The 20928-nt window shown below is 42.2% G+C and carries 18 protein-coding genes; 8 read left to right on the forward strand and 10 right to left on the reverse strand.

The genetic code is table 11. The features are described 5' to 3' along the window. The first annotated feature begins 47 nt into the window (after positions 1-47). The 4 genes from trpA (at position 48) to D1614_RS11835 (ending at position 6211) form a co-directional block, all read left to right on the forward strand. Positions 48-830, forward strand: coding sequence for a tryptophan synthase subunit alpha (gene trpA, locus D1614_RS11820; protein WP_119438172.1), 783 nt, complete (start codon positions 48-50; stop codon positions 828-830). Positions 831-1029: 199 nt separating this feature from the next. Then, positions 1030-1221: a hypothetical protein gene (locus D1614_RS11825; RefSeq protein ID WP_119438135.1), complete on the forward strand. Its 192-nt coding sequence runs from the start codon at positions 1030-1032 to the stop codon at positions 1219-1221. A 444-nt stretch (positions 1222-1665) separates the two neighbouring features. Then, positions 1666-4764, forward strand: a complete 3099-nt coding sequence (locus tag D1614_RS11830; protein WP_119438136.1) for a SusC/RagA family TonB-linked outer membrane protein — start codon at positions 1666-1668, stop codon at positions 4762-4764. Between the two features lie 10 nt (positions 4765-4774). Continuing rightward, on the forward strand, positions 4775-6211 hold the full coding sequence (locus D1614_RS11835) for a RagB/SusD family nutrient uptake outer membrane protein (protein WP_119438137.1): 1437 nt from the start codon (positions 4775-4777) through the stop codon (positions 6209-6211). 44 nt (positions 6212-6255) lie between these two features. On the opposite strand, the gene D1614_RS11840 is transcribed toward D1614_RS11835, so the two are convergent. After that, a complete protein-coding gene (locus tag D1614_RS11840) occupies positions 6256-6834 on the reverse strand; it encodes a peptidylprolyl isomerase (RefSeq protein WP_206609992.1) in 579 nt (192 codons plus the stop codon). Between the two features lie 107 nt (positions 6835-6941). Here D1614_RS11840 and D1614_RS11845 point away from each other — a divergent pair, with 107 nt between their 5' ends. Next, positions 6942-8246: a S28 family serine protease gene (locus tag D1614_RS11845; RefSeq protein ID WP_162304477.1), complete on the forward strand. Its 1305-nt coding sequence runs from the start codon at positions 6942-6944 to the stop codon at positions 8244-8246. Here D1614_RS11845 and D1614_RS11850 read toward each other — a convergent pair whose 3' ends face one another. Beyond that, positions 8247-9158, reverse strand: coding sequence for a DMT family transporter (locus D1614_RS11850; protein WP_119438140.1), 912 nt, complete (start codon positions 9156-9158; stop codon positions 8247-8249). A gap of 110 nt (positions 9159-9268) precedes the next feature. Beyond that, entirely contained in the window at positions 9269-10375 is a 1107-nt protein-coding gene (locus D1614_RS11855; RefSeq protein ID WP_206609993.1) for a TlpA disulfide reductase family protein, read from the reverse strand. Positions 10376-10724: 349 nt separating this feature from the next. Here D1614_RS11855 and D1614_RS11860 point away from each other — a divergent pair, with 349 nt between their 5' ends. Next, positions 10725-11588 carry a patatin-like phospholipase family protein gene (locus D1614_RS11860; RefSeq protein WP_206609994.1) on the forward strand — a complete coding sequence of 288 codons (864 nt, stop codon included), beginning with the start codon at positions 10725-10727 and terminating at the stop codon, positions 11586-11588. Continuing rightward, positions 11585-12151: a type 1 glutamine amidotransferase gene (locus D1614_RS11865; protein ID WP_119438142.1), complete on the forward strand. Its 567-nt coding sequence runs from the start codon at positions 11585-11587 to the stop codon at positions 12149-12151. The genes D1614_RS11860 and D1614_RS11865 overlap by 4 nt, the downstream gene beginning before the upstream one ends. A 79-nt stretch (positions 12152-12230) precedes the next feature. Here the strand turns inward: D1614_RS11865 and asnB are convergent, their stop codons facing one another. Beyond that, a complete protein-coding gene (gene asnB, locus D1614_RS11870) occupies positions 12231-13916 on the reverse strand; it encodes an asparagine synthase B (RefSeq protein ID WP_119438143.1) in 1686 nt (561 codons plus the stop codon). A gap of 525 nt (positions 13917-14441) precedes the next feature. On the opposite strand from asnB, the gene D1614_RS11875 reads away from it, so the two are divergent. Further along, positions 14442-15182, forward strand: a complete 741-nt coding sequence (locus tag D1614_RS11875) for an SDR family oxidoreductase (protein WP_119438144.1) — start codon at positions 14442-14444, stop codon at positions 15180-15182. Between the two features lie 21 nt (positions 15183-15203). On the opposite strand, the gene D1614_RS11880 is transcribed toward D1614_RS11875, so the two are convergent. From D1614_RS11880 to D1614_RS11905, 6 genes are all read right to left on the reverse strand, one after another. Next, positions 15204-15884, reverse strand: coding sequence for a Crp/Fnr family transcriptional regulator (locus D1614_RS11880; protein ID WP_119438145.1), 681 nt, complete (start codon positions 15882-15884; stop codon positions 15204-15206). A 240-nt stretch (positions 15885-16124) separates the two neighbouring features. Continuing rightward, complete coding sequence (locus D1614_RS11885; RefSeq protein ID WP_147384181.1) at positions 16125-16661, reverse strand: hypothetical protein; 537 nt, start codon at positions 16659-16661, stop codon at positions 16125-16127. A gap of 248 nt (positions 16662-16909) precedes the next feature. After that, the gene (locus D1614_RS11890; RefSeq protein ID WP_162304478.1) at positions 16910-17698 is read right to left on the reverse strand and encodes a trypsin-like peptidase domain-containing protein; all 789 of its coding nucleotides are present in this window, start codon (positions 17696-17698) and stop codon (positions 16910-16912) included. A 213-nt stretch (positions 17699-17911) separates the two neighbouring features. After that, on the reverse strand, positions 17912-18682 hold the full coding sequence (locus D1614_RS11895) for a hypothetical protein (RefSeq protein ID WP_119438174.1): 771 nt from the start codon (positions 18680-18682) through the stop codon (positions 17912-17914). Positions 18683-18852: 170 nt separating this feature from the next. Further along, complete coding sequence (locus D1614_RS11900) at positions 18853-19647, reverse strand: hypothetical protein (RefSeq protein ID WP_147384183.1); 795 nt, start codon at positions 19645-19647, stop codon at positions 18853-18855. Positions 19648-19795: 148 nt separating this feature from the next. Further along, complete coding sequence (locus tag D1614_RS11905; protein ID WP_147384185.1) at positions 19796-20593, reverse strand: energy transducer TonB; 798 nt, start codon at positions 20591-20593, stop codon at positions 19796-19798. Positions 20594-20928 lie beyond the last annotated feature (335 nt).

Here is a 20928-nt window from a genome sequence, read left to right on the forward strand (position 1 = left end):
CCGTCAGCTGACGGATCGTCGAAATGACAATAAATACAAGAAACATCATGAACAACAGGATCAATCAACTTTTTGAATCAAAAAAGGAAAATATATTTTCGGTCTATTTCACTGCCGGATTTCCCAAGCTGGGCGACACGGTGAAAATTATTCAGGAACTGGAAAAGAACGGCGTGGATCTGATAGAAATCGGCATGCCCTTCTCGGACCCGACTGCTGATGGTCCCACCATTCAACGCAGCAGCGAAGTGGCACTCAAAAACGGGATGAGCCTCAAGCTTTTGTTTGAGCAGCTGAAAGACATTCGCCAATCAGTCAACATCCCGCTGATTTTGATGGGCTACCTGAACCCGGTGTACCAATACGGCATGGAAGCCTTTTGCCAAAAATGTGCAGAAGTGGGAATCGACGGAACCATTCTCCCCGATCTTCCGCTGGATGAATTTGATGCAGAATACCGGAAATATTACGAAGCGGCCAACCTGCACAATGTTTTGCTGATCACGCCGCAAACATCCGAAAAAAGAATCCGCCAGATCGACGACGCATCAGCCGGTCTTATTTACATGGTTTCATCCTCATCAACCACCGGAGCCGGTAAAAAAGTGGAAGACTTTCACCAGGATTATTTTGAACGCGTGCAGAACATGAACCTGAAAAACCCGCGCGTCATCGGTTTTGGAATTTCAGACCAGGCCACCTTTGCAAATGCCTGTAAATATGCACAGGGAGCCATCATTGGGAGTGCCTTTGTAACCGCCATTAAAGACTCCGATAATCTGGAGAAAGACATTGCAACCTTTGTAAAAAGCATTGATCCGGGGAGGTAAAACACCTCCTCAATGTTCACGTAAAAAGCATGTTTTGAAACAGGGATTTAACACTCTGCTGTAATCAACTAAACAACAATCCATTAACCGGCGTCGGTTGATTATTTTAACTTAATAAGTGTTAAACCATATTCTACAGCATACTCAATTAGGCTTTTCCATGTTATCTTAAAGGCAACAAGTTCAAAAACAAAAGACCATGATGGAGTATGCTAAAGTGATTCTTCCTAAAGTAAGTTTTAGCAAGGATCTGTTCAGAAAGGAATTAAACAAATGTATTAACTGGGTAGAACCCGATCAGCGAATGGAACTTTACCGCTGGTGTTATGAAAATTTTAATGATCTGTATCCCGATGTACTGGCGGAAGCATTCGCCGACATCGCGGCTTGAAGATAAACGGGCGGGGTAATTCCCGCCTTTTTCATGACCAATTAAACAAAATAGTCTGCCAACGAACCATTTTCACCCACAAACATCCTAATTCTTTCATTCAAAAGCCTTTTACCCCAATATTGCCCTTTTTATCGATAATTACAGTTGTTTACTGACTCCTCGCTAACTTCTTGAATTTCATTCTATATGTTTGATAAAAACCAAGAAATCAAAAAGCTGTATTTCTAGATTTTTCAATTAAAAGAATTTATTACGGGGAGCCCGGGGAAAACATAAAAAGGCACTCCACTTTTTTACATAGAAACAGAATTAAACAGCGTTAAAAATGTAGAAAGTGTATATCTGGCCGGCTGGCAGATATTCAGGCTCCCGTTTCCCCGGCGGGAGTTTTTAATTGAAAAACTGGAAGTAGTGCTCGATTATTAACATAAATTCTTATCTATGAAAAAACTACTTCTCTTAGTTTTAGCTTTGTTTATTGGCGTAAGTTCCGTTTTCGCCCAGGCAAAGCAAATCAGCGGAACGGTGAGGGCTGCCCAAGACAACTCTCCTATTCCCGGAGTTTCGGTAGTCGTTAAAGGTTCAACACTTGGAACCATAACCGATGCCGATGGAAAGTTCACATTGAACGTCCCAGCAAACGAGGTCCTTGTTTTCTCATTTGTCGGGATGAAAAGCAAGGAGATTCCTGTTACCTCTGTAAGCGTTTACAACGTTACTCTTGAAAGCGAGGTAATAGGAGTTGATGAAGTTATGGTAGTTGCTTATGGTACTACCAAACGGTCTTCGTTTACCGGTTCGGCCCAGAAAGTTGATGCCGATGAACTGGTGGGCGTTACCACTTCCGAATCTGTCGACAAAATGCTGGCAGGAAAAGTATCCGGAGTAAGGGTAAGCTCAACAACGGGAGCTCCCGGAGCATCGGGCGAAATACAAATCAGGGGGGTAGGTTCCATTAATGCCTCCACCAGGCCGCTTTACGTTATTGACGGAGTACCGATGGAAACCGGGACTTACGGTTATCAGGGTTTTTCATCCGACATCTTGTCGACCCTTAACCCGGAAGACGTAAAAAGCATTACTATTTTAAAAGACGCTGCGGCGGCATCGCTTTATGGTTCCCGCGCAGCTAACGGTGTAGTGCTGATTACAACAAAGTCAGGAGAGGCCGGAAAAACAAAATTCACGTTTAAAACCACTTTTGGCGCATCCAAAACAGCCATGAACAAGGTGTATCAGCACATGGGGGCAGACCAGTACCTGGATTATGTAAACGATGCATTGATAGGTGCTTATTTGTACTACTACGAACCGGGGCTCTACCCCAATGATCCGGGATACAATGACCCCGAGGTTCTGGCACGTGCGATGGCTTATGCACAAGAAGACCCCGACGATGGGAAATGGGGAATCAAAACACCTTCGGCCAATACAAACTGGAGAGATGTAATTTACAAAACCGGTAAAAACCAGGATTACCAGTTTTCGGCTTCGGGTGGCAGCGACAAAACGAACTTCTACACCAGTGTTGGCTACAACCAAATAGATGGGATTATTATCGGCAGTGATTTCGAAAGATACACCGGCCGTTTAAACCTGAGCCACAAATCAAACAAATGGCTCGAATTTGGAGTCAAACAACTACTCTCTCATACCATTCAAAACGGTTTTGGCGACCAATCGGACCAGGAACAGGGAATAAACAATGCTTCGCCCTTAAGCATGGCCTTTACCATGAACCCGACACAGCCGGTATACAACGAAGACGGATCATTAAATCAGGATGCCGGAATGAGCAATGTCCGAAACGCACTTGAAATCCTGAATCCAACCGGGGCAAGTACTGATCAGACATATTCTGTAAAACGCTACCGCAGCTTGTCAAATGCGAACGTAAACATGCAGATACTTCCTGTTCTTTCGTTGCGCTCAACTTTCGGGCTCGATTATTCCAATTCAAAAACCTTTATCTGGTGGGCCCCGGAAAGTGTTGACGGAGAGGTTTACAACGGTTTGGGACAGTTGCTCACGTATACAACTATTGCTAAAAATGCGTCTTTTGTTGGCGACTTCAAAAAAGATTTCGACAAGCACAATCTTCAGCTTATAGGAGGTTACGAAGCAGAAGGCCTGACCTATGAAACAATAGAGTCATCTGCCGAAAAATATTCAACTTACAAATTACCCGAGTTGTCCAACGGGCAACCGCTTACAGTAGGAAGCGAAACGGCTTCTTCAAACCTTATGTCGTTTATCGGAAATGCCAACTACAATTTCGATAATAAATACTATGCTTCTGCCAGTATTCGTTCCGACGGCTCATCACGTTTAGGTGCCAACAACCGCTGGGGTACTTTCTGGTCGGCATCAGCTGCATGGCGCTTGTCGCAGGAAGACTTCCTTTCGAACGCCGAGTGGATGGATGACTTCAAAGTCAGGGCTTCTTACGGGACAAACGGTACTTTACCGATCGATTATTATGCCCACCTTGGGTTGTATTCGTTTAGTAGCGCCTATGGCCCTGAAAGTGCAATTTATACGATTCAGCCTGACAATACTGATCTAAGCTGGGAAAAATCGTACAACATGAACTTTGGATTTGAACTGGGATTATTTAGCAAGCTAACCACTACCGTTGAGTACTACCACAAAAAGTCAAAAGATCTGTTAATGCAGGTTCCGCTGTCTTATCTAACCGGTTTTGAAACTTCGTGGCAAAACATTGGAGAATTAACCAATAAGGGTATTGAAATAGAACTGCATTCAACCAACATTTCAACCCGTAAATTCAGATGGGATACTGACTTTAACTTTACTACCATTAGCGCTATTGTTGACAAACTACCCAACGGAAGTGATATTCTAAGTGGAGATGGTGGCATGTATCTTCTTCGCGAAGGTGAGTCAATCAACACTTTCTACTTACCCGAATGGGCTGGTGTTAATCCGGATAACGGAATGGCCCAGTTCTACCTGGATCCTGAAAATTCGGATGAGCTAACGTATTACCGTGCACTTGCCAAACCAGCCATCCAAGGAAAAGCGATTCCGGATTTTATGGGAGGTATTACCAACTCACTTTCGTATAACGGGTTCGAACTGTCCTTTTTATTTACTTACCAGTTTGGGGGGAACCTGTTTGATTACCCGGGATATTTCTTCCACCACGACGGAGTAAGACTGGGAACCTTTAATCTGGCCAAAGAAGTGGAAAACAACTGGTGGAAACAACCCGGCGATATTGTTGACAATCCCCGTCCGGTTGGTTGGAATGGCGACCGCCCCGACCGCTGGTCTTCCCGCCATGTTTTGTCTACCGACCACATCAGGTTAAAAGACATTACCCTGAGCTACACGTTACCTAAAAGTATCGTCCAAAAAATGTATATGAACAACGTTCGCTTAATGGTGAGTGGAAACAACATCTGGACATGGGCAAAAGAAGATACCATTGAGCCCGAAGTTACGCTTAACGGATATCGTACCGTAGATACTCCAATTACTAAAAATTTCCTTTTTGGAATTAATGTTGAATTTTAAATAATACGACATGAAGAAATTAATATTCATACTAGCAGCAGGCTTTGCTTTATTATTTCAGGGATGCCAGGACTTTCTTGAACAAAGCCCTTCTGATGCTTTACCAACTACAGAAGCAATAACATCCGTTACCGATCTCGGCTATGCTGTGAACGGTGTATACACAGGAATGATTGATTTTGACCTTGGGTTAGGAGACAATACCGAACCTTATTCCTATTACGGCGGAGATTTTATTGCCTATGCCGATCTCAAGGGAGGAGACCTTGACTTTACTGCATCCAACAACCAAATTTCGCCGATGGCCAGATTTGAACACGGAGCAGAATCGGACTTTGCCGAGCATTTCTGGCAAATTCCTTATACGCTTATCGGAAGGATTAACGACATCCTAAGTATCGTAGACGATCTAAATGTAGAATCGGGGGAAGAAGACGCCTACAACGACCTGAAAGGACAGCTTTTTGCTCTTCGGGCCCTTATGCATTTTGATGTGGCTCGTTTGTTTGCCAAACTGCCAGCCAATGCCGATTTAAATGCTGTAAACTCGGGTATTCCGATTGCCAATGAAAAATACCCTGTTGACTATGAACCAACCAGGGCGACTTTGCAACAAACTTATACATTCATAAAAGATGATTTAAGTACAGCTCTCGGGCTCTTGTCGCGTGACGAGAACCTGGGAAAAATCAACTACTGGGCTACCAAGGGACTTCTTGCCCGCGTACATTTATACCTCGAAGAAAACAACGATGCACTTAGTGCTGCCCAGGATGTTATCAGCAATTCTCCATATTCACTGTATACCATTGATAATTACCTCAAGGTTTGGGGAGTTGAGGGTGCCTCGGAATCCATGTTCGAAATCCTTACTACACCCGGCCATAGCTCGCAAAGAAACTCTATCGGCTACTACACCCACTCATCCGGCTACGGCGAATGTGCTTTCTCGGACCAAGGCTACGAACTGTTAACCGAAAACGCAAACGACATCCGCTCTCAACTTATTGAATGGGAAGATGATGAACCAGAGAAAGAAGGTTACTACACCCAAAAATACCCGGGAAGGGATGGCAACCTATTTCTGAACAACCCGATCGTTATTCGCCTGTCAGAAGTATACCTGATAGCCGCAGAGGCTAAACTAAAAGGAGGCACTGCATCGGGCGCAAGTGAAGCACAGTGGTACATCAACGAAATTCGAAAAAACCGGATCACTGGTTATTCCGATGTTTCAGCCGTTACATTAGACGATATTTTAACCGAACGCCGAAAAGAATTGGTAGCAGAGGGACATCGTTGCTGGGATGCATGGAGGAATGGGAAATCGGTTTATTCTCCAAGTCTGAACAGAGACATTGAGGCCGATTTTAACCGGGCAATTCTCCCCATCCCCAAAAGGGAAACAGACATTTCCAGTGCATTGGAACAAAACCCGGGATATTAATCCAGGAAAAAAACAAGAATAAGAATGGCCTTTCGGGGCCATTTTTATTTCTCCTGACTCAATTCAATCTTCACCGGCTCAACCAAATACTGCGTTGTGTCTTTTTCTTTTTGAATTCTTCTGACCACCTCCATTCCGCTGACTACACGCCCAAAAGCAGCAAATCCCTGACCATCGGGGTTTCGCTTTCCTCCAAAATCAAGTTCGGGCTGATCGCCCACGCAAATAAAGAATTCAGATGAAGCTGTTCCCGGGGCATTTCTGGCCATTGATAAAGTACCGTCTTTGTGCTTTATTCCTGTCATTTCGGTAGTTTCATGCGCTATCGGCGGAACTCCTTCAATCCGTTCATCGTCAAAAAGGCCCCCTTGTATCACTTCAATTTTCACATCGTTGTTGGGTTGATTGTCCAAACGCACCGTCCGGTAAAAAACAGCATCTGTATACGTTCCTTTCTCCACATGCATCAGAAAGTTTTTGGCCGTAAGCGGCGCACGAATGGTATCCAGTTCGGCAGTAATCACTCCAAACTTGGTTCTTATTTCCACCTTTGGAAGTTGCTGGGCGTTTCCGTTTCCACAGAACATAAATACGCACCAGATAAAGAGTATTGTATTTCTCATTTTTTAAACTGAATATTATTTCTTACTTGCTTTCAAAAGTAAGAAAACCGATGGTTGGTCTTCTTTCATACAAGAAGAATAATTATATCCACAAAATCTTTTCAAGAATGAAACAACTGGTACTTTTTGTTGCCTTACTACTGGCCTACTCGCTATCATTTGCACAGGAAACTGCTATTGACGCCTTTTTAAAAGCACAACCTGAAATTAAAAGCGTCGAAAAAATTGAGGGGAACGACTTTTTTACGTCTACCTACAAAATTATGGTAGAACAGCCACTTGATCATGAACACCTCGAAAAAGGCACTTTCCTGCAACGCGTTTTTGTTGCCGATAAAAGCCAGGAAGGCCCGGTGGTTTTTATTACCGAAGGCTATGGAGCAGCCTATGCCGGTAGTCCGCGGTATGTGAACGAGCTAAGCCCCATGCTCGGTGCCAGCCAGATTTGTGTGGAACATCGTTATTTTGGAGATTCGTGGCCCGAGCCGCTTAACTGGGATTACCTGACCGTTAAAAACGCCGCTGCCGATCATCATCGCATTGTACAAATCATGAAAAAATATTACGGCGGAAAATGGGTGAATACCGGGATTAGCAAAGGAGGGCAAACCGTGGTGTACCACCGCTGGCTGTATCCCGATGATGTGGATGTTTCAATACCCTATGTAGCTCCGCTGAATTTTGGAGTAGAAGACGGCCGCCACGAACCGTTTATTGCCAACATTCCGGGCACTGCAGAACAACGCAAAAAAATACTTGAATTTCAAACAGAAATACTAAAAAACCGCACGGTTTATCTGCCTAAACTAAAAGCCTTTTGTGAACAGCAGAAATTCACCTTCCGGATCAGCATGGATGAAGTACTCGACTATTGTGTGCTTGAATATCCGTTTGCGCTCTGGCAATGGGGAAATCTTGTCAACCAGGTTCCCGCTGCTGACCAGGATGCTGACTCCCTGTTTGAACACCTGATGATCGTTTCCAATCCTTCGTATTTTGCCATCGAAGGCATGGAAGGAATCCAGTCGTTTTTTGTACAGGCCGCGCGCGAACTGGGTTACTATGGGTACGACACCCGACCTTTTAAACGCTATCTTTCCATCAAATCGGCTAAAAACTATCTGCCAAAGATTTTTCTTCCGGATGATTTAAAAATCCGTTACGATAAAAAGATTGCCAAACAGGTAAAGAAATTTATTGATACAACCGATGCTAAAATCCTGTTTGTGTACGGAGGATGGGATCCCTGGTTTGCCAGCGGTTTTGAAGTACCTCAAAAAAACAATCTGCTACGGATTGTAAAGGAAGGCGGAAGCCACTCTGCCCGGATCAACAACCTTCCGGAAGCACAGAAGAAAATAGTGAAGCAAACCCTGGAAGACTGGCTGCAAATGAAAGTCAATATCGAATAGCTACAGGAAAAACAGCGCCACACCGCTCACGGTAATTATTGCTCCCACAATTTCTTTCCAGTTTACTTTTTCCTTGAAAAGAAGAATGGAGGGAGCGATGATCAATACCGGAACAATAGCCATTAAAGTAGCAGCGATACCTGTTTTTGTATGCTGAATCGCCAACAGCGAAAACGACACCCCCAGAAAAGGACCAAAGAAAGCACCCAGCGAGATTCGTTTCATGGCCGGGCCATTTTTTAAGGCCGCCCACACTCGCGGCCAGCGTTTCATAAATACAAAAAGAATGGAGAAACCAATGATACCGGTAAGTACCCTGATCTGCGTAGAAGAAAAAGCATCGTAGTCGCCCATGCCTTTTTTGCTTAACACCAGGCCGGCTGCCTGCCCCAGTGCACCACCCAATGCCAGCAAAAGCCCCGGGATCGAATAACTGGATGTTAGTTTCTTAACAATTGCACCGTTTTCTTCCTTCTTCTCCCGTTTCAGAATCACCAGCACAATTCCGCTCATGGTAATCAGCATCCCGATCCAGTTTTTAGGCGACAATACCTCATCGAGCATTAGCCAGCCAATCAAGGCAGCAAAGGGCGGTGCTAGCGCCATAACAAGCATGGCCACCCGGGCTCCGATAAAAAGATAGGATTCAAAAAGCAGTAAATCGCCGATCACAAAACCCACCACTCCCGAAAGCGCCAGCCATTTCCAGCTGTAAAGTGTGGCATCAGTCGGGAAGAAAAAGCCACGTGCCAACCAACTGTAAGCGCCTATCAGAAAAAAGGCAATTACCAAACGGATCAGATTCACCGCCAGCGAGCCTACTTTTTTCCCGGCCGACTCAAAAGCCAATGCAGTGACCGTCCAGAACACCGCGGTTAGCACACCTGCTATTTCTCCAAAATGATTTTGCATAAAGCAATCGGTTTACTTATTAATCCTGTAAGCTTTCAATCTAAAAAAAGAACCACTCTTCCTCACCGGAAAGAATGGCTCTTACAAAATATCATTGAATCCAATGGAAATTACTTGGCAAAGTAACCTTCCACAAAAGCTCTGAGTTCGTCTTCCCGTTTGTTTTTCTCCACAATCTTTCCGGTTTTGTCTACCAGTAAACTGCTCGGGATACTGCGAATGGCATACTCCTGTGCGGCGGCATTGTTCCAGTAAGCCAGGTCCGAAACATGTGTCCAGGTAAGGCCGTCATCAGCAATTCCTTTCAACCATGCATCTTTATCGCGGTCGAGAGAAACACCGAAAACAGTAAATCCCTGATCTTTAAAATCGTTGTAAACAGCCACCACATTGGGATTCTCCCTGCGGCACGGACCACACCACGATGCCCAGAAATCAAGCAATGTCAGTTCATTCTGCGAATAAATCTCCGAGAATTTTACAGGATTTCCATCCGGATCGTTTTGTGTAAAATCAGGAGCAATCTGGCCGATCGATACTTTTTTCATTTTTTCGATCTGAGCTTTCATGTCCACAATCATCTGCACTTCCTGAATTTTTGGATCCAGTGCATTGATCATTGAATCAAGTTCCTCCGGCTGCTTGCCATACTGAAGCTGGCTCAGGATAACCGGCGTTACATACGAAGCCGGGTGACTTTTCACAAAATCTTCCTGGATCGTATTCATCCGCTCGCTGGCGCCTTCGTAAATTTCTTCCACTTTTGCCATCAACTCACTGGCTTTCGCTGTGTCGCCGGCCTGCTTGGCAGCAACCGATTCCTGGTACAAATCCATGTATTCTTTTTGAATGGCTTTTAACTGTTCGTCCAATGCAGCATACTCATCCTGCGTGGCAGAACCTTCAATCTTGATAAAGTTGATTGAATCAGCCTTTCCGGTAACCTTCATGTTAGCGTTTTCAACAAAGATCAGGGCTTTTGCGCGTTGGCCCAAAACCGAAATGTAGTACATACTTGGGTTCTCAACGGCTCCCTCCAACACAGCCACTCCGTCCACAACATCGGCCGTGTCGATACCAACAAAAGCGCCTTCTTTTCTTTCTTCAAGAACGATTTTTCCGTCTGCTCCTTCCAGATTTACATCAATCTTGAAGCCACTTGGCTTGGAACAGGCAAACAATACAATACCAGCAAATAGTGCGAAATACTTTTTCATGCGTTTATATTTTAAAATTCAATGGAAACTCTTCTCCGTTTTTTTATTTAAGTTGATTGTTTTATTCAGGTGTTTCAAAAACTTCTTACAAAAATGAAGAGATTCTCGTTAAAATGTTCTCTTTAGAATGTCGAATTTTAAGATTCGAAGATAATTATAATATTCAGCAGTCAATTAACATCTTATGCATTCTTTCAGAAAAATAACTATGCATATATAAAATTGGGTAGATACTTCAATATGGCCTGAAAAGCGCGGCTGGTATTCCCCTTTTAGTCAATCGTTAGGAGCGAAAGATTGGAGCTACCAACATTCTTTTTAAATTAGGAGTTCAATTATACAAATGTCCATGACCAAAAAAATTGCTTTAGTTTTATCAGGCGGAGGCGCACGCGGACTGGCTCATATTGGCGTGATCGAAGAACTACTGAAAAGGGACTACGAAATTACCTCAATTGCCGGCACCTCGATGGGAGCCCTGGTTGGCGGTGTTTATGCCCAGGGAAAGCTCACCGAGTTTCGCGATTGGATGACCACGCTCGATCAGTTTGAGGTGTTTAAACTGGTGGATTTTACGTTTAGCGCTGCAGGGCTGGTAAAAGGAGAAAGGGTGCTGAACACCATCCAAGAGTTTATTCCTGACACCCGGATTGAAGACCTTCCGATTCCCTATTCGGCAACGGCAGTGGATATTATCAAGCACCGCGAAGTGGTTTTTCGCAGTGGAATGCTGTACGATGCCATCCGTGCTTCGATTGCCATTCCCACGGTTCTTACTCCGGTAAAAAAAGACGGGATGGTGCTGGTTGACGGGGGTGTGATGAACAACGTGCCTATTTCGAATGTAAAACGCACCGACGGCGACCTGCTCGCGGTGGTGCATGTAAGCGCCAATGTTCCGGTACTAAAACCGGCTTTGAGTAAAAAAGAAATAAAAGAAAAAGAAAGCGCACATAAGAGGTGGCTGACCAGTTTTACCGATTTTTTGGGAAATTCAAAGGAAAAGGAACACAGCCTTGGATTTTTATCGCTTATCGACAATACACTTACCACCGGCATGTTACGGCTGGCACAACTTAGCATTGCAAGCGGCAACCCGGATATTTTGGTAGAAATTTCGCGCGATACCTGCGGAACGTACGACTTTTACAAGGCTGCTGAAATAATTGAAACAGGAAGACTGGCAGCCCGCCAGGTACTGGACCGGATATGACACAAATACTGATTATAAACAATGCGGAACCGGGTATCCGCGAATTTGCCGCTCCCATCGAACAAACGGTGAAGGAAACAGGAGCACACGCTGAATTTATTGAGTACAAAGATTGCTTAACCACCGCACTGGATGATTTTGACGGGATTATTCTCACAGGTTCGCCGCAGGGCGATGACATTGTGGAACATCATCTCCCCTATTTTGAGTGGATAAAAACCTATGAAAAGCCGGTATTGGGCATATGCGCCGGCCACCACATCACAGGCTATTTATACGGCTCAACACTTTTGCGCAGCAAAGAACCCGAATCGGGAGATTTCATGGTAAAAATACTTTGTAACGATCCGATTTTTAACGGCCTTCCTCCAACTTTCGAAGTACGGCAAATGCACAACGACTCGGTAACACTCCCCCGGGATTTTATATTGCTGGCTACCGCAGAAACCTGCAAAAACCAGGTAATGAAACACAAAAAGAAATTGCTTTATACCACGCAGTTTCACCCTGAGTTTTACAACCATCAAATGATCAAAAACTTCGTAGCATTGTGTGTCCGTTAAACGAATAAAAACAAAGACCACCCGCCCAAGTGCAGATGGTCTCCCAAAACTGTGAATTAACACATATTTATTTACCGTATCATTTTTTTACATCGCTAAAAGTGGCTCCCTGCGCGTGAACCATATTTACAGCTCTTCCCGATGGGTCGGCGTTGTTTCTGAACGAAGCATCCCACTCAAGCGCTGCCGCAGTACTGCAGGCAATCGAAGCTTCTGACGGAACACATTTGGCTGCCGCATCCGAAGGGAAATGCTCGCTGTAGATTTCGCGGTACAGGTACTCCTCTTTATTCATGGGCGTATTAACCGGAAAACGGTACTTCGCATTCTCCATCATCTCGTCGGTCACTTTTTCGGCCGCAATTTTTTTCAGCGTATCTATCCAGCCATATCCCACGCCGTCAGAGAACTGTTCTTTTTGACGCCAGGCCACTTCTTCGGGCAGGTACTTTGCAAATCCTTCGCGCAAACAGTGTTTCTCCATTTTTCCGTCCTTTGCCATTTTCGCTTCGGGGTTAAAACGCATGGCCACATCCACAAATTCCTTGTCGAGGAAAGGCACGCGGCCTTCAACTCCCCAAGCAGCCAGCGACTTGTTGGCGCGCAAACAATCGTACATGTTCAGGCGACTCACCTTACGCACGCTTTCTTCGTGAAAAGCCTGCGCATTGGGTGCTTTGTGAAAATACAGGTAACCGCCAAAAATTTCGTCGGCGCCCTCACCGGTCAGTACCATTTTAATTCCCATCGATTTTATCACCCGCGCCAGCATGTACATGGGCGTAGAAGCCCGGACAGTGGTTACATCGTATGTTTCAATGTGGTAGATAACGTCTTTGATCGCATCCAGTCCCTCCTGGATGGTGTAGTGAATTTCGTGGTGGATGGTGTTGATGTGATCGGCCACTTTTCGGGCAGCTGCCAGGTCGGGCGATCCTTCCAAACCAATTACAAATGAGTGCAACTGCGGCCACCAGGCGGCTTTCTGGTCGTCCTCTTCCACACGGGTAGAAGAGAATTTCTTGGCCAGTGCCGAAGTGATCGACGAATCCAATCCGCCCGATAAAAGGACCCCGTACGGAACATCCGACATCAACTGCCGGTGCACCGCTTTTTCGAGTGCTTCCGAAAGCTCATCCACATCCGCCGGATTGTCTTTCACGTTGTCGTATTCTGTCCAGTCGCGCACATACCAGCGTTTCATCTCGCCATCCTTGCTGTAAAAGTAATGCCCGGGAGGAAACTCTTCAATCTTGAAACAGTACCGTTCCAGGGCCTTCAGTTCCGAAGCCACATAGTAATTGCCGTATTTATCCCAGCCCTGGTACAAAGGAATAATACCGATGTGGTCGCGGCCAATCAGGTAGGCATCTTCTTCCTCATCGTAGAGGGCAAACGCAAAAATGCCATTCATATCATCCAGGAACTTTTCCTTTTTGTCACGGTACAAAGCCAGGATCACTTCGCAATCCGACCCGGTCAGAAATTCATAACTCCCATCGTATTTTTTCCGAATCTCGCGGTGATTGTAAATCTCGCCGTTTACTCCCAGTATCAGTTTCCGGTCTTTACTGAACAAAGGCTGTCCGCCCGATTCAGGATCGACAATCGAAAGACGTTCGTGGGCAATAATGGCTTTTTCGCCACAATAAATTCCCGACCAGTCTGGTCCGCGGTGACGCAATTTCCGCGACATTTTAAGCACCTGAGGACGCAGATCCTCTGCATTGATCCTCAAATCGAATACTCCTACAATTCCACACATATCTTTTTATTGCTAATAATCGTTCATAAAACTTCGTCAAAAATAAACACTTTGTTATAATATGAAAATATTTTACGACATTTTTCTTTTTTAATTAATCTATCAAAAACACATCGACTCAAACAACACAAAATAAAAAACATTTTAATATTCACTATTCCCGCAAACACCCCCTTCACGACACAGACCTTCGGCAGAAAAAACGCCTTTCATCAACAATACCCCTCCAAATTCGAAAGGCACCTCTCTGAAAAAACATTTTATTCTCCAGAAACATCCATGCGGAATATTATTCTCAAAAAACACTAACTAATCATTCATTTTGTCAAAATAAATTCGACGATCATGACATTTTCATCAAAACCCATCGCATTCCTTTCGGCAATCCGGGTATTTTCTTAGGGTGGCCAAAACAAAACAGACGGCTACCTTCGCCTTATTTTGTAAATTGCAGGCTCGACATACTCGACGACTCCCAGATAAACGACATTAAAAAACTGATAGATATTAAACTGGCCAAGTAAGATGAAGAAAAACATAATAGTTACCGGAGGTGCGCAGGGCATTGGCAAAACAATGGTTGTAAGCCTGTTGAAAAACGGATATGCTGTTACGGTGTTTGAAATTGACGAAGAAGCAATCAATGAACTAAAAGAAGAGATCCCGGAAGAAACCGTGAGTATGTTTTGTGTGGATGTGTCGGATGAGAATTCGGTAAAGGACGCCATTTCATCGTCGGCTGAAATACACGGCAACATATACGGATTGATCAACAACGCAGCCGTTGCGGCCAACAAACCGCTCACCGACCTGAGCCTGGAAGAATGGAACCGCGTAATGGGAACCAACCTGACAGGGGCATTTTTGTGTTCGAAACACGTGGTTCCGTTTATGAAAGATGGCCGGATCATTAACATGGCTTCCACCCGCGCCCTGCAATCGGAAGCCGACACAGAAGCCTACTCGGCCAGCAAAGGCGGAATTATGGCACTTACCCACGCGCTGGCAACCAGCCTTGGCCCCCAAATAAAAGTAAACAGCATCAGCCCCGGCTGGATTGATGTGTCGGCAGTGCGAAAGAAAGCAACCGCCCGGCAATGCCTACTGAGTAAAGAAGACCATTCGCAGCACCCTGCCGGACGGGTGGGAAAAGCTTCCGACATTGCCAACATGGTACTTTTTCTTTTACAACCCGAAAACGACTTTATTACCGGACAAAATTTTGTGGTCGACGGAGGAATGACAACGAAGATGATTTATGTGTAAGGCAGGCAGGTTTTCCGAAAACTACACTTCGGAAGGCGAATAGTTCTTACTCACCACATTCAGCTCATTGCTCAGCACCTCCAGCTCTTTCTCGTCTTCGGCCCACTGAATGGTCTTCCGGATGCGGCTGAGACTTTGCTGCGTAATATTGAGATAAGACGAGATATCTTTTAGCTCGCAGTATTTTGCCACAGCCGGAAACTCGCGCAAGAAGTGTTTGTACCTTTTGTCGGCACACAGAGTGCGCAGCAACGCCATTTTGTAGTGGGTCATCCCCAGGTAATTGGCAACACCGGTAGTGGCAAACCGCGCCAGGTCCAGGTTCGAGAACAGCAGCGAAATAAAGAGATCTCCGCGAAGTTCGATAAATTCGCAGTCGGTTACCGCTTCCAAAGTAATGCGCGAAGGATTGCTGTTAAAAAACGACACGGTCTCGCACAGGATAATCGGCGCCACCCGGAAATCGTAAATAAAGGATTTTCCGTTAAAATGATCTTCACATTTCACAATTCCTTTTCCCAGAAAACGCACAACACGTTCCACCCGCATGTAATCCAACAGCCTGGTTCCCTTTTCCGCCTTGCGCAAACACATTAAGTCGCACATTTCTGCCCACGAAGCATCAGAAACCGGACTGGTAGCTTTTATAAATTCGTAGAATTGATTCCGGTAATGTGCGAAATTATCTTCAGCTATTGGCATAGTTTACAGGTTTGAAAATATTGAGGTCCTAAAAGTAAAAAAATCACCAGAGACTTAAACACACTTTACCACCCTTTAAAAGCAGATATTATCTTTTACATAATTTTGGGAGCCTTTCGGCTGAGTTGCTTTGCTGCCAGTTCTTTTTCATTCAGGGTGTCTCATGTCTTATCGTTGAGATTTGGGTCCCGACAGCCACTGGCATGCCATGCAAAACGTTTAGTTATTGTGTGCAGGCTTTTATAAATCCATATGTAGTTTCAAGCTATGAATAAACTCTTTTTCATCGGTCGTATGTATTTTTACCGTAAACACATAATCTGAAGCATCAAAATTAGTTTTGTTCAGAAAATCTTCCGTGAATACGATTTCAACACTGCCATATGTTTTAATAAAAAATAGCTCTAACTCATCAATACCAATAAAGTTAGAGTCATGATCTATTGTGTTTCCATTGTATTCAAAATCTTTATCACAAGAAATTTCCAGAGTCGACTCAATCAATTCATTTTCAAAAGTCTCTGCACAGCGTGTCGCATAACAACTCCTTATCAACCCGAAATCATTCAGAGAAGCTACTCTGTATTCAAGATGCCAATGAATCAAAATTGCTCTGTCGACGGTATCCGTTCTATTTCGTTCATTAAAATAATCATAATATGCGCCAATATTTCCTTTCCCAATAATCTTGAAATCTTCAGTACAACAACTCTGGATGATAATAGATGAAATAGTAATTATGAGCACAATCATACTCAATTGATAAATTCGTTTCATATTATTACTCTATTATAGTTTTATTGAATAGTCCTCACAAAAACTACAAACTTTCATTGCGACCTTAGGTTACGCTTGATACATTTTGTCGGGGTGTCCCGATAGCTATCGGTAAACCCATCCAATAATTTTTCTTTTTGAATTTACTCCCATAGATAGCAGAGTAATTTGAAAAGAAAACTTATAACCAAAATATTAGGTTTTTACCTTAGTTCTTTGTTGTAAGTTGGCTTTTTTCTAAAATTAAGTTAGTAATCATATTCTTCACCAATAACGGAAGGTATTTTCTCCTCGTACATTTTTTTTATTAACTGCAATGCACATAAGGAATAAACTGACCTTCCTTTTATTTTTGGGTTATCATCAACAACATTAGATACCACAGATAAGAATTTTATTTTATTGTCGTTATCGATAATATACAGAGGTGAACCTGACATTCCTTTAATTGGCTCGTTATCGAAAAAAACATAAGGGTCAAAAATAAATTCACCGACTTGAGAGTTTCTTACAGTTTTAGCAGTCATTTCTGTTGGTTGCCATGAATTTTTAAAATTGCCATCAGGGAATCCCCAAAATGATACTTTCTTATCGGGTTCGTAACTCCATGTTGTATCTAAGTCGTTTATTTCAAAAAATGATTTTAGTACTTTCTCAGGAACATCTATGGGTAATACGGAAATGTCAATAATTTGATTTTTAAACATATATGTTCTAAAAAGTTCTTCTCCTTTTGAATTATAAATTGGATAAACTATTACAATAAATTTTGATTTTCTGTCAGCATTTTGAAAAATTATTGATATTGCTGAATTAGTGTCTTTAAGGTCTGGAAATTTCTCATTTGTTTTGGAGTCTTTCCCAGTAAGAACATGAAAGTTTGTAATTAAATAGAATTTGTCTTTGTACTTCAATATACTTCCTGTCCCGCTCGTTTGGAATTCAGAATTGCTCTTTCCATTGATAATAAAAGAATAATCAATAAGCTCATCAAATCTTAAAGAATCTTGTTGCGAATAAATTTTGGTAGAACTCATTAATTGTACTAATAATATAATCAAACTTAGTTTCATAGTGGTTATGAATATTCTCGTCTATATTTTAAGTTCGAATTGTGCAGTTTTTAAGCTTACATACAACGGTCACTTGTAAGTTGTCGTTGCGGATTTCGGAGCTCGTTCCAGTCCGGCAGGACGGAACGATGTTGCGAGAATCCAGCGTACGACACACCACGAACCCCGCAATGCAATTTACAATTTGTTGTGCTTTCGTGCTTTATTTTGTTTTATAATCAATTTTATGTCTGCGTATAAATAATAGCTTGCAAATACAATTGCCGCTAATCCTGCTCCTTGACTTTTCCAATTTGTCGGATTAGCAATTACAAATAGTCCAACTGCAATGAGTCCTAAACACAGTGGATACATAAAAAGTCGGACAATTATTCTTTTTAATGACCATTCATTTTCTTGAACTTCAATAATGTCTTTGAATGGTATTTGATTTTTTACGTCAGACAGATTTTTTAAGAAAACTCGAATATTTTTTCTATTCCAGCCATATCCAAGTCCAGACCCCCAAGCGTCGGGGTCTCCGATGCTATTAATTAAAATTCCGTTTTTTAATCTTATAATTGTTATCATTTCTCCCCAACTACCAGTCCAATTCCATGGTCTATGTGCTCTGAGATATGTTTTGTTATTCCTTTCAATTCTCCATTCCAATTCTTTGACTGTCCGTTCAATTGCTTCCTTAAACTCATCGTCAGTATATTGGATGTTGAATTTTTTGAATTTCAACTGATTTTTTTGAATGAAAAAGAATAAAACTGCTGGAATTATCCATGGCAATGAGAAGCTCAGTAATTCACTCGCAGCTCTCACTCCGTCGTATGTTTTTGTCACGTAGATTTCAAATACACTAACCAACGAGAAAATTGGAATTAGAAGCACGAATATCACAATGAAATAATGATTCACGTAATTCCAAAAGCTTAATTTTAGCTTTCCAGTCTCTTTCATTATTTTAATCCAATCTGTCTGCATTGTCTTTTTTCAGCATGAAGCACAACGGTTGGTACATGTTGTCGGGGTGGATTTCGGAGAGCGTCAGTGTCCGGTAGGACATGACGTTCATGCGAGAACCTGCGGCTCGCATACCGCCAAACTCCGCTATGCAATATGGCACTTTGTTATAAGTCGTTTTTAATTTCTATTTCAAAATAATATGATTCTTTTGGTTCAAATTTTTCATTATCTATTCTTTTAAAATGTAGAATAATTTCATTTTTCCCAATCCACTTAGAATAAAATATTCCATAGTCAACGTTCGAGAAAGAATAGTTGGTTATAATAGAATCCTTTGTTAATTCGAATATGTAAAAATTATTTCCTTCGTAGAGAGGATCATCTATAAAATTTGAAAATGTGACTATTCGATTTCTATCAGGAGACAATTCCACTTTAGGATTTAATAGCCAATATTTTTTTTGGTTTAAATTAATTAGAAATGAATGAGCTTCTTCCCAATTCTCCCAATCAAACATTATGGTGTTCATTCGTTTTGAATATCCACTAAATTTATAACTCTCATGATATTCTCCATCATCGAAACTACAAAGAGTATCTATTTGATTTGAACCTAGAGTTAAATAATAGCAAGAATCCTTTCTTTGTAAATATTCACTTGCATTATCTTGTTCAAAAGTAGTCCTAATTTGAGTGTGTTTTTTGCTTTTAAATTCGTCCAAATTTATCTGTCTAAATTTCAGTTGAAGTTTTCCAACCAGAGTGTCAATAGGAAAAATATTCAATGTGTCAAATCCCAACACTTCTTTTTTTATCTCTACTTTTTCAAGTTTCAGAGGTTTTTCTTTTAATTCTATCTTAACTTCTTTCTCTTCTTTTGAAAGTGCAATATTCTTTTCTTTTACCCCTTGACAAGAAGTGAAAAATATCATTATTAGTATGAATAGGTTTGTTCTCATAAATGACTTATAACGTTTAGTATAAGAATAGTAGCCGATTGCATTGCACTTTCCTGTCAAGATACAAGAAAGTTGAAGCGGGCTACAAACCTTGAATTTACTAATATCTCGGCTATTATTTTTATACATTGTTGTGGCCAGTAATTATTTATCTTAGTATAAAACCTATCGGAATCACAGTATATGATTTAACTGGTTTTCCATTAATTTCTGCTGGTTTCCAATTCGGCATTAATCCGACAAGCCTCAATGCTTCTTCATTAAATCCTCGACAACCATCAAGTCCTCGCAAAATTACAAAGTCCGACAATTCTCCTTTTTCATTTATTATCACTCTAACATATACTTTTCCAATACAATCGTCTTGACTTGGCCAAATGCCATTCTCACCAATAAATTTCTCGATACTTTCCTTTGTCTCTTTTTCTCCTTTGTATCGAAATTGTGCGTATTTATCAACTTTCCAATAAGTCGTTGTCGGATTTTCAATCGTTTTGCATTTATAATCAGTGTAAGGAATCTTAATCGGCAAGGTGTATTTTACTCGAATTGGTTTATCTCTTTGCAATCCTGGTTCCCAGTCAGGCAAGAGTTTAATCACTCTTTTAATTTCATTTTCAATCAGGCTATCATTTACTAACCATTCCAGTCGTTGCGTATAGTCAGGATTTGTCTGAATATTAATCACCTTTCCAGTTGTGTCAATTTCGAAGAAAACTAAAACTTTACCTTGAAGATTGCTGTAATTTAAGATTTTAAAGTCAAGGTTGTTTTCAATGAAACACCATAATGAATCCTCTCCTCCGTGAAATATCGGTGGAGTCTCAAGATAGGTTATCATTTCTTCGTCTACTGCAAGAGAATCAACGCTGATTTGATTTTCAATCTGTGAAAAACCAGTCAATCGAAAAGTCAGTATTATTAATATAATCAAAATTCTCTGCATGTTCGGTCTGTTTTTATTGGCCACAACGGCAGTCTGTCTAAAAAGTAAAATTAAGCCGTTGAGATTTCAATATTTCATTCTTTTCGAAGTCAGCTATCCGAATAATACCCTCATGTAAAAAGGTTTTTAGACACTCTGACGGTGGTGGTATGAGGTCGTGGCGATCAGACGAGAGTCTGACCAGTCCGACCGAAACTGAGGTTGGGACGAGATTCGACTTGTCGAATCCGTACAAACCCAGCCATGCCTTATACCACGTGTGCCTGTTGCACAACTCACCAGGTTTTGTTAACAAATTTAGCATAATCCCGGAGAGTAAGCAGTTATCTTTCATT

This window comes from Maribellus luteus (assembly GCF_003576475.1).
GTDB lineage: Bacteria > Bacteroidota > Bacteroidia > Bacteroidales > Prolixibacteraceae > Draconibacterium > Draconibacterium luteum.